14 protein-coding genes are annotated in these 15,171 nt (G+C 63.3%); 5 read left to right on the forward strand and 9 right to left on the reverse strand.

What is annotated here, in order from left to right:
- The first annotated feature begins 109 nt into the window (after positions 1-109).
- Complete coding sequence (gene mutS, locus AC0WR5_RS20060; RefSeq protein ID WP_475865643.1) at positions 110-2,770, forward strand: DNA mismatch repair protein MutS; 2,661 nt, start codon at positions 110-112, stop codon at positions 2,768-2,770.
- A gap of 126 nt (positions 2,771-2,896) precedes the next feature.
- On the opposite strand, the gene AC0WR5_RS20065 is transcribed toward mutS, so the two are convergent.
- Together AC0WR5_RS20065 and hrcA are read right to left on the reverse strand one after the other, a co-directional pair.
- Positions 2,897-3,454: a nucleotide exchange factor GrpE gene (locus tag AC0WR5_RS20065; protein ID WP_475865644.1), complete on the reverse strand. Its 558-nt coding sequence runs from the start codon at positions 3,452-3,454 to the stop codon at positions 2,897-2,899.
- A 20-nt stretch (positions 3,455-3,474) separates the two neighbouring features.
- Positions 3,475-4,536 (reverse strand): heat-inducible transcriptional repressor HrcA, encoded by a 1,062-nt coding sequence (hrcA, locus tag AC0WR5_RS20070; protein WP_475865645.1) that lies wholly within the window; start codon positions 4,534-4,536, stop codon positions 3,475-3,477.
- A 112-nt stretch (positions 4,537-4,648) separates the two neighbouring features.
- Here hrcA and rph point away from each other — a divergent pair, with 112 nt between their 5' ends.
- The 4 genes from rph to AC0WR5_RS20090 are packed head-to-tail and all read left to right on the forward strand — an operon-like array spanning position 4,649 to position 7,491.
- Complete coding sequence (gene rph, locus AC0WR5_RS20075; RefSeq protein ID WP_475865647.1) at positions 4,649-5,365, forward strand: ribonuclease PH; 717 nt, start codon at positions 4,649-4,651, stop codon at positions 5,363-5,365.
- A complete protein-coding gene (gene rdgB / locus AC0WR5_RS20080) occupies positions 5,358-5,963 on the forward strand; it encodes an RdgB/HAM1 family non-canonical purine NTP pyrophosphatase (RefSeq protein ID WP_475865648.1) in 606 nt (201 codons plus the stop codon). The genes rph and rdgB overlap by 8 nt, the downstream gene beginning before the upstream one ends.
- Positions 5,956-7,128 carry a radical SAM family heme chaperone HemW gene (hemW, locus tag AC0WR5_RS20085; protein ID WP_475865650.1) on the forward strand — a complete coding sequence of 391 codons (1,173 nt, stop codon included), beginning with the start codon at positions 5,956-5,958 and terminating at the stop codon, positions 7,126-7,128. The genes rdgB and hemW overlap by 8 nt, the downstream gene beginning before the upstream one ends.
- A 3-nt stretch (positions 7,129-7,131) precedes the next feature.
- Entirely contained in the window at positions 7,132-7,491 is a 360-nt protein-coding gene (locus tag AC0WR5_RS20090; protein ID WP_475865653.1) for a YbaN family protein, read from the forward strand.
- Here the strand turns inward: AC0WR5_RS20090 and AC0WR5_RS20095 are convergent.
- The 7 genes from AC0WR5_RS20095 to hemJ form a co-directional block, all read right to left on the reverse strand.
- Entirely contained in the window at positions 7,475-8,374 is a 900-nt protein-coding gene (locus AC0WR5_RS20095) for a ParB/RepB/Spo0J family partition protein (RefSeq protein WP_475865655.1), read from the reverse strand. The two genes, AC0WR5_RS20090 and AC0WR5_RS20095, sit on opposite strands and share 17 nt — an antisense overlap.
- A gap of 16 nt (positions 8,375-8,390) precedes the next feature.
- Positions 8,391-9,182 (reverse strand): ParA family protein, encoded by a 792-nt coding sequence (locus AC0WR5_RS20100; protein WP_475869080.1) that lies wholly within the window; start codon positions 9,180-9,182, stop codon positions 8,391-8,393.
- A gap of 1 nt (position 9,183) precedes the next feature.
- A complete protein-coding gene (gene rsmG, locus AC0WR5_RS20105; RefSeq protein ID WP_475865657.1) occupies positions 9,184-9,807 on the reverse strand; it encodes a 16S rRNA (guanine(527)-N(7))-methyltransferase RsmG in 624 nt (207 codons plus the stop codon).
- Positions 9,804-11,672 (reverse strand): tRNA uridine-5-carboxymethylaminomethyl(34) synthesis enzyme MnmG, encoded by a 1,869-nt coding sequence (mnmG, locus tag AC0WR5_RS20110; RefSeq protein ID WP_475865659.1) that lies wholly within the window; start codon positions 11,670-11,672, stop codon positions 9,804-9,806. Before mnmG ends, rsmG begins: the two co-directional genes overlap by 4 nt.
- Before the next feature lie 12 nt (positions 11,673-11,684).
- Complete coding sequence (mnmE, locus tag AC0WR5_RS20115; protein ID WP_475865661.1) at positions 11,685-12,968, reverse strand: tRNA uridine-5-carboxymethylaminomethyl(34) synthesis GTPase MnmE; 1,284 nt, start codon at positions 12,966-12,968, stop codon at positions 11,685-11,687.
- 45 nt (positions 12,969-13,013) lie between these two features.
- Positions 13,014-14,285 (reverse strand): transcription termination factor Rho, encoded by a 1,272-nt coding sequence (gene rho, locus AC0WR5_RS20120; protein WP_475865663.1) that lies wholly within the window; start codon positions 14,283-14,285, stop codon positions 13,014-13,016.
- A gap of 126 nt (positions 14,286-14,411) precedes the next feature.
- Positions 14,412-14,858: a protoporphyrinogen oxidase HemJ gene (hemJ, locus tag AC0WR5_RS20125; RefSeq protein ID WP_475865664.1), complete on the reverse strand. Its 447-nt coding sequence runs from the start codon at positions 14,856-14,858 to the stop codon at positions 14,412-14,414.
- Between the last annotated feature and the right edge of the window lie 313 nt (positions 14,859-15,171).

Consider the following 15,171-nt stretch of genomic DNA (forward strand, 5'->3'; position numbering starts at 1 on the left):
CTTACACAACGGGCGGTCGCTTCTCAATGCTCGACACGCCTTCGGGAGGTTTCGACTTTCGCTGCGCGGCGGCAATTTGTACCTTGTGCCAAACCAGTCCGGGGGCCCCATGAATACCGCTGCCGCAGTCACACCGATGATGGCGCAATTCCTTGAAATAAAGGAACAATATCCGCACGCCCTGCTGTTCTACCGGATGGGCGACTTCTACGAGATGTTCTTTGACGATGCCGAGGCGGCCTCGGCGGCGCTGGACATCGCCCTGACCAAGCGCGGCAAGCACCTTGGCGAAGACATCCCCATGTGCGGGGTACCCGTACATTCGGCGGAAAACTACCTGCTGACGCTGATCCGCAAGGGCTTCCGCGTCGCCGTCTGCGAACAGATGGAAGACCCGGCCGAAGCCAAGAAGCGCGGCGCGAAATCCGTGGTGAAACGCGACGTGGTTCGCCTCGTCACCCCCGGCACGCTGACCGAGGACAGCCTGCTGGAGGCACGGCGCCACAACTTCCTTGCTGCATACGGCACCGTACGGAATGAGAGCGCCCTGGCCTGGGTCGATATCTCTACCGGCGATTTCCACGTCATGCCGCTGGCCCGCGTCAAGCTGGGGCCGGAGCTTGCGCGGCTGTCGCCCTCGGAGCTGCTGGTGAGCGATGGCGAGGAGACCGAGCTGCGAACGCTGGTCGAGGAGTTCGGTATTTCCCTGACGCCGCTGTCGAAGGCGAGCTTTGACAGCGCGGGTGCCGCCAAGCGGCTGACCGACCTGTTCCGCGTCGGCACGCTGGAGAGCTTCGGGCAGTTCACCCGGCCCGAGATCTCGGCCATGGGGGCGCTGGTCGACTATCTGGAGATCACCCAGAAGGGCAAGCTGCCTCTGCTGCGCGCACCGCAGCGCGAGGCACTGGACGGTACCGTACAGATCGACGCTGCAACGCGGCGAAACCTCGAGGTGACCCATGCGATGAACGGCGGTCGCGCCGGGTCGCTGCTGTCGTCCATCGACCGTACGGTGACGGCTGTTGGCGCGCGGCTGCTGGAACGGCGGATCTCCTCGCCCTCGCGCAACCTGGGCACCATCACCGAGCGGCTGGACGCGGTGGATTTCGCCATCCAGCATCCCCGGCTCGCCGCTGACCTGCGCGAGATGCTGCGCAAGGTCCCCGACCTAGACCGGGCGCTGTCGCGGCTGTCGCTGGATCGTGGCGGCCCGCGTGACCTGGCGGCGATCCGCAATGCCCTCGGCCAGGCCGGGGTGATCGCGGTGCGGCTGGCCGATGCCCAGCTGCCAGGGCTGCTGGGCCGGGCAAGCCAGGGGCTGACCGGGCTCGAGGCGCTGCTGTCGCTGCTGGATGCCTCGCTGGTGGCGGAACCGCCGCTGCTGGCGCGCGATGGCGGGTTCATCGCGCCGGGCTTCGACGAGGAGCTGGACGAGGTGCGCCGGCTGCGCGACGAGGGCCGCGGAATCATCGCCGGCATGCAGAGCGAATACGCCGAGCAGACCGGCATTTCGGCGCTGAAGATCAAGCACAACAACGTGCTGGGCTATTTCGTCGAGGTGACGGCCACCCATGCCGACAAGATGCTGAACCCGCCCCATTCCGAGCAGTTCAAGCACCGCCAGACGACCGCAAACCAGGTGCGCTTCACCACGCCTGAGCTGTCGAGCCTGGAGACGCGCATCCTGAATGCGGCCGGCCAGGCGCAGGGCATCGAACAGGGGCTCTATGCCCACCTGCGCGAGCGGATCCTGGACGACGGCCCGGCGATCACGCAGCTGTCACAGGCGCTGGCCGAGTTCGACCTTGCCACCGCGCTGGCCGACCTGTCGCGCGCCGAGGACTGGACCCGGCCCGAGGTCGACAGCTCGCGCGCACTCGAGATCACCGGCGGGCGCCACCCGGTGGTGGAACAGGCGCTGCGCCGCGAGGGCGCGCCCTTCATCGCCAACGACTGCGACCTCTCGGCACGCGAGGGCGAGGCCTCGATCTGGCTGCTGACGGGCCCCAACATGGCCGGTAAGTCGACGTTCCTGCGGCAGAACGCGCTGATCGCGCTGCTGGCGCAGATGGGCAGCCACGTGCCCGCCACTTCGGCGCATATCGGGCTGGTCAGCCAGATCTTCAGCCGCGTCGGCGCCAGCGACGACCTGGCCCGGGGGCGCTCGACCTTCATGGTGGAGATGGTGGAAACGGCGGCAATCCTGAACCAGGCGGACGACCGCGCGCTGGTGATCCTCGACGAGATCGGGCGCGGCACGGCCACCTACGACGGTCTCTCGATCGCCTGGGCAACGCTGGAACACCTGCATGAGGTCAACCGTTCTCGGGCGCTCTTTGCCACCCATTACCACGAGATGACAGACCTGGCGAAGCGGCTGGACGGGGTGGAGAACGCCACCGTGGCAGTGCGCGAATACGAGGGCGAGGTGATCTTCCTCCACGAGGTGCGCATGGGGGCCGCCGACCGCTCCTATGGCGTGCAGGTGGCCAAGCTGGCCGGCCTGCCAGAGAGCGTGGTGGCCCGGGCGCGCGACGTCCTGGCCTCGCTGGAGGAAAACGCGCGCACCGGCGGCGGCAACCCGCGCGCGGTGATCGACGACCTGCCGCTCTTTGCCGCCGTGGCCGCGGCACCGGCAAGGGCCGCCCCGGTGCCCGCGCATTACGCCCAGGTGGCCGAGATGCTGGCGCAGACGAATCCGGACGACCTGACCCCGCGCGAGGCCCTGGACATGCTCTATCGGCTGAAGGATGCCGCACGGGACGAATAGGCCCGCGAGGAATGTGAAAAGGGGCGCCCTGCTTACCGCGGGGCGCCCCATTCTCATTTTCCTGTCTCAAACATCCCCGCCGGAGGCTCCGGCGCAGCCGGAAATCAGGCCCCTATCAGGCCCCGGTCAGGCCGGGTTCGAGCTTACGCCCACCTGCGCCGGACGCAGCAGGCGGTCGGAGATCATGAAGCCCTCGGCCGAGACCTGGATGATGTCGCCGGCCTTGGTGCCGGGCACCGGGGCCTCGAACATCGCCTCGTGCAGGTTCGGGTCGAAACGGTCGCCCACCTCGGGCGCGATCGGCTCGATCCCGTGCTTGCGGAAGGTGTTGACCAGCTCGCGCATGGTCAGCTCGATCCCCTCGATAAGCGCTTCGTTTTGCTCGTTCTTGTCGCCGGCGGCCTCGAGCGCACGTTTCATGTTGTCGTAGACCGGCAGCATGTCGCGGGCCAGTTTCGACCCGCCGTACATCTCGGCTTCGCGGCGCTGCTTGTCGGCCCGCTTGCGCGAGTTCTCCGCATCTGCAAGCGCACGCATGAACTTGTCCTTCAGCGCATCGCGTTCCGCTTTCAGCGCTTCCAGCTCGGCCTCTTCGGCGTCGATCTCTTCCTCATCGATCTCGTAGGCCTCTGCTTCGGCCTGCTCCAGATCGTCCAGGAATTCCTCGTCTTTCGGCTCTGCCATACTTCACCTCTATCGCCAGCTCAGCTGCGGTCGGAAATCATCCGCCCCACGAGCTGTGCCGTGTAATCCACTATCGGAACGATCCGCCCATAGTTGAGCCGCGTGGGCCCGATGACCCCGACCGCGCCGATAATCTTTCGATCCGCGTTCATATAGGGAGACACCACCAAAGAGGAACCCGAAAGTGAGAAAAGTTTGTTCTCCGACCCGATAAAAATGCGAACGCCTTCGCCCTCCTCGGTCAGCTCCAGGAACTCGGCAATGTCCCGCTTGCGCTCCAGATCGTCGAAGAGAATGCGGATCCTGTCGAGGTCCGCTTCCTCGCTGTCGAGCAGATGGGAGCGGCCGCGGACGATCAGCCTTTCCTGGCTCTCGCCCTCGCCCTCACCGCCCCAGACCGCCAGGCCGCTTTCCACAAGCGCGGCGGCAAGCCCGTCGATCTGCTGACGGCGGGCCTCTATTTCACGTGAAACAATCCGGCGCACATCCGAGATCGTCTCGCCCTCGATGATCGAGTTCAGGAAGTTCGCCGCCTCGCGCATCGAGCTGGGGGTCTGACCCGGCGGCGGCGTGAAGATGCGGTTCTCCACGTGGCCATCGCCGAAGACCAGCACCACCAGGGCGCGATCCCCGCCGAGACCGACGAATTCGATGTGCTTGATCGGGGCCTCGTGCTTGGGCGCCAGCACAAGCGAGGCGCCCCGCGTGGCAAAGCTGAGGGCCGAGCCGATGCGATCGAGCATGGCGCCCACGTCGCCGCCGTTGCCGACGGTGGCATCGATCTTCTGGCGGTCCTCCTGGCCCAGGTCGCCGACCTCGAGCAGGCCATCCACGAACATGCGCAGCCCCTGCTGCGTGGGCACGCGGCCGGCGCTGACATGGGGGCTGTCCAGCAGGCCCATGTACTCGAGATCCTGCATGGTGTTGCGGATGGTGGCGGCGCTGACCTTCTCGCTCATCATGCGGGTCAGGGTGCGCGACCCAACCGGCTCGCCGCTCTCCAGGTAGCCTTCGACCACGCGGCGAAACACTTCGCGCGAGCGGTCGTTCATCTCGTCTAGGATCGAGTTTGTCTCTGCCATGCCCACAGCCTGTACCGGAATGTCATTAAAGTCTGCCCCGCGGAAAGGTCAACGGGGCTTGCCATGCCACCACCGGCTTGAATATCTGGGGTCGCATCAAAAGGGGAATTTTATGCGACCTTCAGGAAGAGATTTAGGCGAAATGCGCCCGGTTTCAATCGAAACAGGCGTAACGAAACATGCGGAAGGCTCTTGCCTGATCAAGGTCGGCGACACCCACGTGCTGTGCACGGCCACGATCGAACCCCGCGTGCCGCCCTTCATCAAGGGCTCGGGCCTCGGCTGGGTGACGGCGGAATACGGCATGCTGCCGCGCTCGACCTCGAGCCGGATGCGCCGCGAGGCCGCCATGGGCAAGCAGGGTGGCCGCACGGTGGAAATCCAGCGCCTGATCGGCCGTTCGCTGCGTGCCGGCGTCGACCGCGTGGCCCTGGGCGAGCGCCAGATCACCGTGGACTGCGACGTGATCCAGGCCGATGGCGGCACCCGCTGTGCCTCGATCACCGGCGGCTGGGTCGCGCTGCGCCTGGCGGTCAACAAGCTGATGAAGACCGGCGAGGTGATCACCGATCCGCTGATCGATCCGGTGGCCGCGGTTTCCTGCGGGATCTACGCGGGCCAGCCGGTGCTCGACCTCGATTACCCCGAGGACAGCGAAGCCGGCGTTGACGGAAACTTCATCATGACGGGGTCGAAAAACCTGATCGAAGTGCAGATGTCTGCAGAGGGTTCGGTGTTTTCCCGCGCCCAGATGAACGAGCTGCTCGACCTGGCCGAAAAGGGCGTGAGCGAGCTCGTCGCGATCCAGAAAGAGGCCTGCAATGCGTAAGTTCGACGGCAAGGAGCTGGTGATTGCCAGCCACAACAAGGGCAAGCTGCGCGAGATCTCGGAGCTTCTGGCGCCCTTCGGCATCACCGTGACCTCGGCCGCCGATCACGGGCTGGAAGAGCCCGTGGAAGACCAGGATACCTTTGTCGGCAATGCAAGGATCAAGGCGCATTACGCCGCCAAGGCCACCGGCCTGCCGGCGCTGTCGGACGACAGCGGGATCTCGGTCGATGCGCTCGACGGGGCGCCCGGGGTCTATACCGCCGACTGGGCCGAGACGCCGCAGGGCCGCGATTTTCCGATGGCGATGAAGAAGGTCTGGGACAAGCTGGAAGAGAAGAACGCGCCCCTGCCCCGCACGGCCACGTTCAACTGTACCTTCTGCCTGGCCTGGCCCGATGGCCACGACGAGATCTTTGCCGGCAAGATGCCCGGCAGCCTGACCTGGCCCATGCGCGGAGACCATGGCCACGGCTATGATCCGATGTTCGTGCCCGAAGGCTACGACATCACCTTTGCCGAGATGGATCCGGACGAAAAGAACAGCATTTCGCACCGCGCGGATGCCTTTGCCAAGCTGAAGACCTGCTTTGAGTGAGGTGGCGGCATTTGACGACTGGCAGAACGCGGGCTTTGGCATCTATGTCCACTGGCCCTTCTGTCAGTCGAAATGCCCCTATTGCGACTTCAACTCCCATGTCTGGGACAGGGTCGACCAGGCCCGCTGGCTGAAATCCTACATCACCGAACTGGAACGCCACGCGGCCCTCACACAGGGCCGTGTGGTGCAATCCGTCTTCTTCGGGGGCGGCACCCCCTCGCTGATGGAACCTGCCACCGTGGAGGGCATCCTGAGCGCCATACGGCGGCTCTGGCCCCAGGCGAACGACGTGGAAGTGACGCTGGAGGCCAATCCGGGCTCGGTGGAGGCGGAGCGGTTCCGTGGCTATGCCATGGCCGGGGTCAACCGGGTCTCGATGGGGTTCCAGGCGATGAACGATGCCGACCTGCGGCGCCTGGGGCGGCTGCATTCCGTCGACGAGGCCCTGCGCGCCTTCGACGTGGCCCGCAACCAGTTCGACCGCGTGAGCTTCGACCTGATCTATGCACGGCAGGACCAGACCCTCGCCGCCTGGGAGGACGAGCTGAACCGGGCGCTGTCACTGGCCATCGACCACCTGTCGCTCTACCAGCTGACGATCGAACAGGGCACGGCCTTTGGCGACCGCTACAATCGCGGCGGGCTGAAGGGCCTGCCCGAGGATGACCTGGCCGCCGACATGTACGAGCTGACCCAGGAGGTGACGGCGGCCCATGGCTTTGACTGCTACGAAGTCTCCAACCATGCCCGTGATGGTGCCCGGTCGCGGCACAACGTGCTCTACTGGCGCTACGGAGATTACGTGGGCGTCGGGCCCGGTGCCCATGGCCGCGTGACCATCGACGGGCAGAAGTACGCCACCGAGGCGCACCGCGCCCCCGGCAAGTGGATCACCGCCGCCGAGGCCGGATCCGGCGACGTGGTGCGCGATGCGCTGTCCGGACCGGAGCAGGCGCAGGAGTACCTGCTGATGGGGCTGCGGCTGCTGGAAGGGATCGATCTGAACCGGTACGAGAGATTGAGCGGAACGCCCATCGACACAGGCATTCTGAACGAGCTCGACGAGATGGATCTTCTGAAACGCGAAAAATCGCAGATTTTCGTTACAAATCAGGGCCGTATGCTTCTAAATGCGATCTTAAACAAACTGCTGGATTCATAGGGAATGCGGGTGTTCTGGCTCATATCCGGGTTTTTCTGCCTCGGGCTGGGCCTGATCGGGGTGGTGCTGCCACTTTTGCCCACCGTGCCCTTCATGCTGCTCGCCACCTTCTGTTTCGCGCGCTCTTCGGAGCGGCTGCACGACTGGCTGGTGCATCACCCGACCTTTGGCCCGGCGATCCGCGACTGGCACGAGAGCGGCGCCATCTCCCTGAAGGCAAAACGCCTCGCCACCGTCATGGTGGGAGGCGTCTACCTGATCTCGATCATGATGGGGCTGCGACCGCTGCTGCTGGTGATCCAGGGGATCACGCTCGTGGCGGTGCTGACCTTCCTCTGGACCCGGCCTAGCGCGAAGCGCTGAGGATCTGGCAGAGGTCGTCGAGCCCCTCCAGGGAACCGTAGCTGATCGTCAGCTTGCCAGAGCCCTGCCCCGGCATGTGGTCGATGGAAACCTTCATCCCGAGCGCGGCCGAGAGATCGGCCTCCAGCGCGCGGGTGTCGGCATCCTTTTCGGTCATCGACTTCGGCGCCTTCGGGGCCTTGGCGCCCTCCTCAGGGGTCTTTTTCTTGGCCAGCTGCTCCGTGGCCCGCACGGAGAGGCCGTTGTCGACCACGCGATAGGCCAGGGTCACAGGGTCGTCCGAGGTGATCAGGGCGCGGGCGTGACCCGCCGAGAGCTGCCCGTCCTGCAGCAGTTCGCGCACCTCTTCCGGCAGGCTGAGCAGGCGCAGGAGGTTTGCGATGTGGCTGCGGCTCTTGCCGAGCGCCTGGGCCATCTTTTCCTGCGTATGGCCGAACTTCTCCATCAGCTGTCGATAGCCGGCCGCCTCTTCGATCGGGTTCAGATCGGCGCGCTGGATGTTCTCGATGATCGCGATCTCGAGCACTTCGGTATCGTCGAAATCACGCACGATCACCGGCAGCTCGTGCAGCTGTGCCATCTGCGAGGCGCGCCAGCGGCGTTCCCCGGCAACGATCTCGTACTTGCCCGGTGCATCGGGCTTCGGACGCACGATCAGGGGCTGGATCACGCCCTTCTCTGCAATGGAAGCCGACAGTTCCTGCAGCTGTGCAGGGGTAAATGTCCGCCGCGGCTGATCAGGATTTGGTACCACGTTCTCGATCGGCACCATCATGTCGGGCCTGCGAGAGGAATTCCCGGCTGCTGCGGTCTCCTCGGGGTTCACATCCGCCATCAGGGCCGACAGCCCGCGTCCCAAGCCGCGTGTCTTCTTCTTTTCCATACTGCTCTCTCCTCGGTCAGGCCGCTGCGGGTTCGTATCTCTTCAGCAATTCCTGGGCCAGTGCGCGATAGGCCATCGCCCCTTTCGAGAGGCTGTCGAATTCCAGCACCGGCACCGCAAAGGACGGCGCCTCGCTGACCCGGACGTTGCGCGGGATGATGGTGCGGAAGACCAGGTCGCCGAGGTTGTCGCGCGCGTCTTCCTCGACCTGCTGACTGAGATTATTGCGGGAATCGTACATCGTCAGAACGATCCCCTCGATCTTCAGGCCCGGGTTCGCGCTCTGGCGCACTTCCCGGACGCTCAGCATCAGCTGGGACAGACCTTCCAGGGCGAAAAACTCGCTCTGCAGGGGCACCAGAACGGAATGCGCGGCCACCATGGCGTTGACCGTCAGCAGGCTGAGCGACGGCGGGCAGTCGATCAGCACGAAATCATAGGCGTAATCCTCCATCGCCTGCTGCCTCAAGGCATCATGGAGCAGGAAGGACCGCTTTTCATTGGCCACGAGGTCGATATCCGCAGAGGAGAGGTCGACGGTGGCGGGCACGATATCGAGCCCCTCGACGCTGGACGGCTGGATCACCTCCTGAAGGGCGGCATTTTCAAGCAGCAATTCGTAGGCGGAATTCTCGCGACGATCGGATTCGATCCCCAGGCCGGTGGAAGCATTCCCCTGCGGATCGAGGTCGATCAGCAGCACGCGCATACCCTGCTCTGCCAATGCGGCGCCGAGGTTGATGGCCGTTGTCGTCTTGCCGACCCCACCCTTCTGGTTCGCAACCGCGATGATCCGGGGACCACGCATATCAAGCAGGCTGGACACGTTCGATTCCTCCGATTTTCAGGATGACGGCCTCGGTTTCCGTTTTACTCGGCAGGGCCTCGCAGCGAAAGCGCCAATGCGCCTCTGCGGCGGCAACTTCCTCTTTCCAGCGGGCGCCCTTGGGGAAAAGTGCCACGCCATCGGCAGCGAGATGCCGATCCGCGAAGTCCAGCAGCTCTGGCAGCGCGGAAAGTGCCCGCGCAGAGAGCACATCCGCGCCGATCGGATCGACGGCCTCGATGCGTTTCGCGGTGACGGTCACCTTCAGCCCGCATTCCCGCGCGACAGTGCGCAGGAAAGCGCATTTGCGCTGATCCGATTCGATCAGCGTGAACGCCGCTTCGGGTTGTTTCTCTGCGGCGTAGATGGCGGCGACCAGGCCGGGAAAGCCACCGCCGCTGCCGATATCGAGCCAGGAAGCGAATTTCTCTGGCGCATTTTCATAAATTTGAGCGGAATCGAGCATGTGACGATCCCAGAGATCCGGGATCGTGGATTTCGAGACCAGGTTGATCTTCGGATTCCACTGGATCAGCAGATCGGCGTAGATCTCGAGTTTGCGGAATGTTTCACGTGAAACACTCTGTTCCAGGATATGCCTGCTCACGCCGTCTTTTCCCGCTTTTCCTTGTTCAGCCGGGCCAGGATCAGCGCCAGAGCCGCCGGCGTCATACCTTCGATCCGGCCCGCCTGCCCCAGATTCGAGGGGCGAATACGCACGAGCTTGCTCTTCAGCTCGTTCGACAGCCCTTCGAGAAGCGCATAGTCGAAATCATCGGGAATGCCGCGCGCCTCGTCCTTTTTCAGCGCAGCGGCATCCTGCTGCTGGCGCTGGATATAGGTGGCGTAAAGGGCATCCTTTTTCAGCTGCTCGCGGGTATCCTGATCCAGCACTTCAAGCTGAGGTTCGATAGACACCATATGCTGTATCTCGACCTCCGGGAACGCCAGAACCTGGTAGAGGCTGCGCTGTTTCCCGTCTTCGCCCACCTTGATGCCATTGCCGTTCAGAACCTTGGGCGTCACGACCGTTTCCTCGAGGATCTTCTGCCCGGCGGAGAGCTTCTCCATCTTCTCGGCAAAGGCTGCGCGGCGCCGTTCTCCAACGAGGCCGGCGGCAATGCCTACTTCGGTCAGGCGCTGATCCGCGTTGTCGGCACGCAGCGACAGACGATATTCGGCACGCGAGGTAAACATCCGGTAAGGTTCCGAGACGCCGCGGGTCGTCAGATCGTCGATCATGACGCCTATATAGCTGTCAGAGCGTCCGAAAACCACAGGATCTAGATCGAGCGCCGCTCTCGCCGCGTTCAGCCCGGCCACCAGCCCCTGGGCCGCCGCCTCTTCATAGCCCGTGGTGCCGTTGATCTGACCGGCTAGGAAGAGCCCGGGCACATCCCGCAGCGCCAAGCGCGTGTCGAGCGCGCGAGGATCGACGTAATCATATTCGATGGCATAGCCCGGCTGAAGGATCGTGACCTCTTCCAGGCCCTTCATCGACCGCACGTAATCCTCCTGCACATCGGCAGGCAGCGAAGTGGAAATCCCGTTGGGATAAACGGTGTCGTCGTTCAGCCCTTCAGGTTCCAGGAAGACCTGATGCGACTCCTTGTCGGCGAAACGCACCACCTTGTCCTCGATCGAAGGGCAGTAGCGGGGCCCTACCCCCTCGATATGGCCACCGTACATGGCCGATCGCGAGAGATTGTCGCGAATGATCTGGTGCGTTTTCGCGTTGGTATGGGTGATGCCGCAGGGCACCTGGGCCAGATTGACCGAGGTGCTGAGGAAGGAGAACAACACCGGCTCTTCATCGCCCGGTTGTTCCTCGAGGATATCCCAGTTGATCGTCTTGCCGTCGAGACGCGGCGGCGTGCCGGTTTTCAGACGGCCGAGCGGCAGCCCGAAGCCATCCATGCGTTCACCGAGGCGGTTTGCGGCGTTGTCGCCCATGCGGCCGCCGGAATAGTGCTGATCCCCGATGTGGATGATGCCGCGCAGGAAGGTGCCGGTGGTCAGGACCACGGCGCGGGCGGAAATCTCGCTGCCATCGGCCAGGATCAGGCCGGCAACGCGGCCGCCATCCATGCGAAAATCGACAACTTCACCCTGAATCACGCTCAAACCGGGGAAATTCGTCATTTCCCGCAGCATTTCGGCACGGTAGACGGCACGATCGGCCTGGGCCCGCGGCCCCTGAACGGCCGGCCCCTTGCGCCGGTTCAGCAAACGGAACTGGATCCCGGCCTTGTCGGCCACGCGGCCCATGACACCATCGAGGGCGTCGATTTCGCGCACCAGGTGCCCTTTGCCCAGGCCACCGATGGCCGGATTGCAGGACATCACGCCGATACCCTCCATTTTCAATGTCACCAACGCCGTTTTGGCACCTGTGCGCGCGGCGGCGTGGGCCGCATCGCAACCCGCGTGGCCACCGCCAACGACGACAACATCGAATTCCGAATGTTTCACGTGAAACAACTCCTACTTGCCGATGCAGAAACTGGAGAAGATCTCGTCCAGAAGAGACTCGACGTCGACGAGTCCTACCAGAGAATTGAGGGCCCGGATAGCAGAGCGAAGTTCCTCGGCGATCACGTCTTCACCATAGGCCGGATTGTCCAGCAGCGATTCCGCCTGGCCCAGATACTCCAGCGCGCGGAAAATGGCCAGACGGTGCCTCTCCCGCGTGGCCGTGGCAACGAGTGCGGTGCGGGTCGCGAAAATCTCGGACAGTCGCGAGACAAGACGATCAACCCCCTGCCCCGTCGCGCCGCTGATCCCCTCGGGATCGCCGGTGATGTCGGCCTTGCCATGCAGCACGATATCCTCGGCATCGAGGTCGAACTGGGGATCTTCGCCGGGCTCTAGAAGATAGATGCGCAGATCGGCAAGCTTTGCACGGCTGCGGGCGCGCTCGATGCCGATGGCTTCGACTTCGTCCTCGGTTTCGCGGAGACCGGCGGTATCGAGGAGCGTGACAGGCAGCCCCTTCAGATCCATCCGCACCTCGATCACGTCGCGTGTGGTGCCGGCAACCGATGACGTGATCGCCGCATCGCGGCCCGCAAGGCAATTGAGCAAGGTCGATTTTCCGGCGTTCGGCGCGCCGAGAATGGCGACCTCGAAACCGGTGCGCACGCGTTCGGCCACGGCGGCGCCCTCGGCCTGGATCTTCAGGCTGTCGCGGGTTTTCGCAAGCAGCTCGCGCACCTCGGGGCGCACGTCCACGGGCACATCTTCATCGACGAAATCGATCGTGGCCTCTAGCAGAGCCGCGGTGCGGATCAGGTCGGCGCGCCAGGTCTGAACGATATCGCCGAGCTTGCCGGAAAAGACACGCTGTGCCTGGCGGCGCTGCGCCTCGGTCTCGGAATCAATGAGATCGGCAAGACCTTCGACCTGAGCGAGGTCCATCTTGCCGTTTTCGAGCGCACGACGGGTAAATTCGCCGGCTTCGGCCATGCGAAGGCCCGGCATTTCGCCCAGAACCCGCAGGACCGAGGTGATGATCGCCGGGCTGCCGTGCAAATGCAGTTCGACGACATCTTCCCCGGTAAAACTGGCCGGAGCTGCGAAATGCAGGATCAGTGCCTGATCGAGCAGATCACCCCGTTCATCACGGATATTGCGCAGGATCGCCTGACGCGGCGCCGGCGCCGAGACGCCCAGCTGTTCAAGAGCCGGTAAAACGGAAGGGCCGGACATCCGAACCACGGATACCCCGGCCCTGCCCGGAGCCGAAGCCAGGGCAAAGATCGTGTCCATCGCGCCTCTCCTCTCCGGGAAGCCCCAGGATCGGGTATTTCCCGATCAAGTATTCATAGAGTCGAAGAATTCCGAGTTGGTCTTGGTCTGCTTCAGCTTGGAAATCAGGAACTCGATGGCATCGGTGGTGCCCATCGGGTTCAGGATACGGCGCAGAACGAAGGTTTTCTGCAGGTCGCCCTTGTCGACGAGCAGGTCTTCCTTCCGGGTGCCGGACTTGAGGATGTCCATCGCCGGGTAGACGCGCTTGTCGGCGATCTTACGGTCGAGGACGATTTCCGAGTTACCGGTGCCCTTGAATTCTTCGAAGATGACTTCGTCCATCCGCGAGCCGGTGTCGATCAGCGCGGTGGCGATGATGGTGAGCGAACCACCCTCTTCGATGTTCCGTGCGGCACCGAAGAAGCGCTTGGGCCGTTGCAGGGCGTTTGCGTCGACACCACCCGTCAGAACCTTGCCCGAAGACGGCACGACGGTGTTGAAGGCACGACCAAGTCTTGTGATCGAGTCGAGCAGGATCACCACATCTCGTTTATGCTCGACCAGGCGCTTGGCCTTTTCGATGACCATTTCCGAGACGGCAACGTGGCGCGTGGCGGGTTCGTCGAAGGTCGAGGAGATCACCTCGCCCTTCACCGAACGCTGCATGTCGGTGACTTCTTCCGGGCGTTCGTCGATCAGCAGGACGATCAGGTAGCACTCGGGGTGGTTCTTCTCGATGCTCGAGGCGATGTTCTGCAGCAGGACGGTCTTGCCGGTGCGCGGCGGGGCCACGATCAGGCTCCGCTGGCCCTTCCCGATCGGTGCGACCAGGTCGATGATGCGCGCAGAGCGGTCCTTGATCGTCGGATCCTCGATTTCCATCTTCAGGCGCTCGTCGGGGTAAAGCGGCGTCAGGTTGTCGAAGGCGATCTTGTGACGGGCCTTCTCCGGATCCTCGAAGTTGATCGAGGTGACGGAGGTCAGCGCAAAATAGCGTTCGTTGTCGTCCGGAGCCTTCATCAGGCCCTCGACGGTGTCGCCGGTGCGCAGCGAGAACTGACGGATCATGTCGGGCGAGACGTAGATGTCATCGGGACCGGGCAGATAGTTCGCCTCGGGCGAGCGCAGGAAGCCGAAACCGTCCTGAAGCACCTCGAGCACACCGTCGCCGCCGATCTGCCAGTCCTCGTCCGCGAGCTCGCGGAGGATCTGGAACATCATCTCGCCCTTGCGCATGGTCGAGGCGTTCTCGATCTCGAGCTCTTCGGCCATCGCCAGAAGCGCCTTGGGGCTTTTCGCCTTGAGATCGGAGAGATTGAGACTGTTCTCGGTCATGTCACACCTTGTGCCACGCACACCCACGTAGGGGGGTACAGGGATTCTTTTCGGAACGGGAGATTCTATCGCCCGGACGGGCAACTGAGGCCTAGATAGGCGCTGTGACCTGTTGAGTCAATTCTCTCAGAATTTCACGACGACGGAAGCCACGATGACGATCATCAGCAAGGTGGGCACTTCGTTCATCATCCGGTAGCGCCGGCCGGTGAAAGTGTTCTCGCCTTTGGCGAAATCCTTGCGGCGCAGGCCGAGCCAGTGATGAAACCAGGTCATCCCCAGCACGGCCGCGCCCTTGGTATAGGGCCAGACCATGTGCCAGTTGACGATTCCCGGCGTGAAAACAAGGGCCAGACCGAAGATCCAGGTGGCGATCATCGCCGGATTCATGATTGCGCGGAGCAATTTGTACTCCATCGTCTGAAAGAGCGCGTCGGTGTCGCCGTCCTTAACCTGTTCCACGTGATACACGAAGAGCCTTGGAAGGTAGAACAGCCCTGCCATCCAGCTGATCACCGAGATGATATGCAGGGTTTTTGTCCACGGGTAGGCCCAGGCGAGGAAGTCAGACATGGTTTGGCTCCGGTTCAGGCATCCCACATAACCTTAATATCTTTTTTAAAAAAGATTTGTTGTGAGATGTAGGCAGCTCCGAACCTGTGGATCCTTTGTTTGTCCTCCCGCTTTTCCACATGGGGAAAACCTGGGGGCGAATCTGGAGTCCGCTCTGCACAACTTTTCTCGGATTTTTTTTCATCTCGCGATTCCAAGGCCTTATCCTGTGAAAACCTTGGGGATAACTGTGGACAGCCGGTGGGGATTGAATCCGGGGGGAATCGTGCGGAAGGACAAATCGGGTTATCCCTGTCCACGGAGGGAGGAATCC

Source organism: Pseudooceanicola sp. DL12, assembly GCF_056270665.1.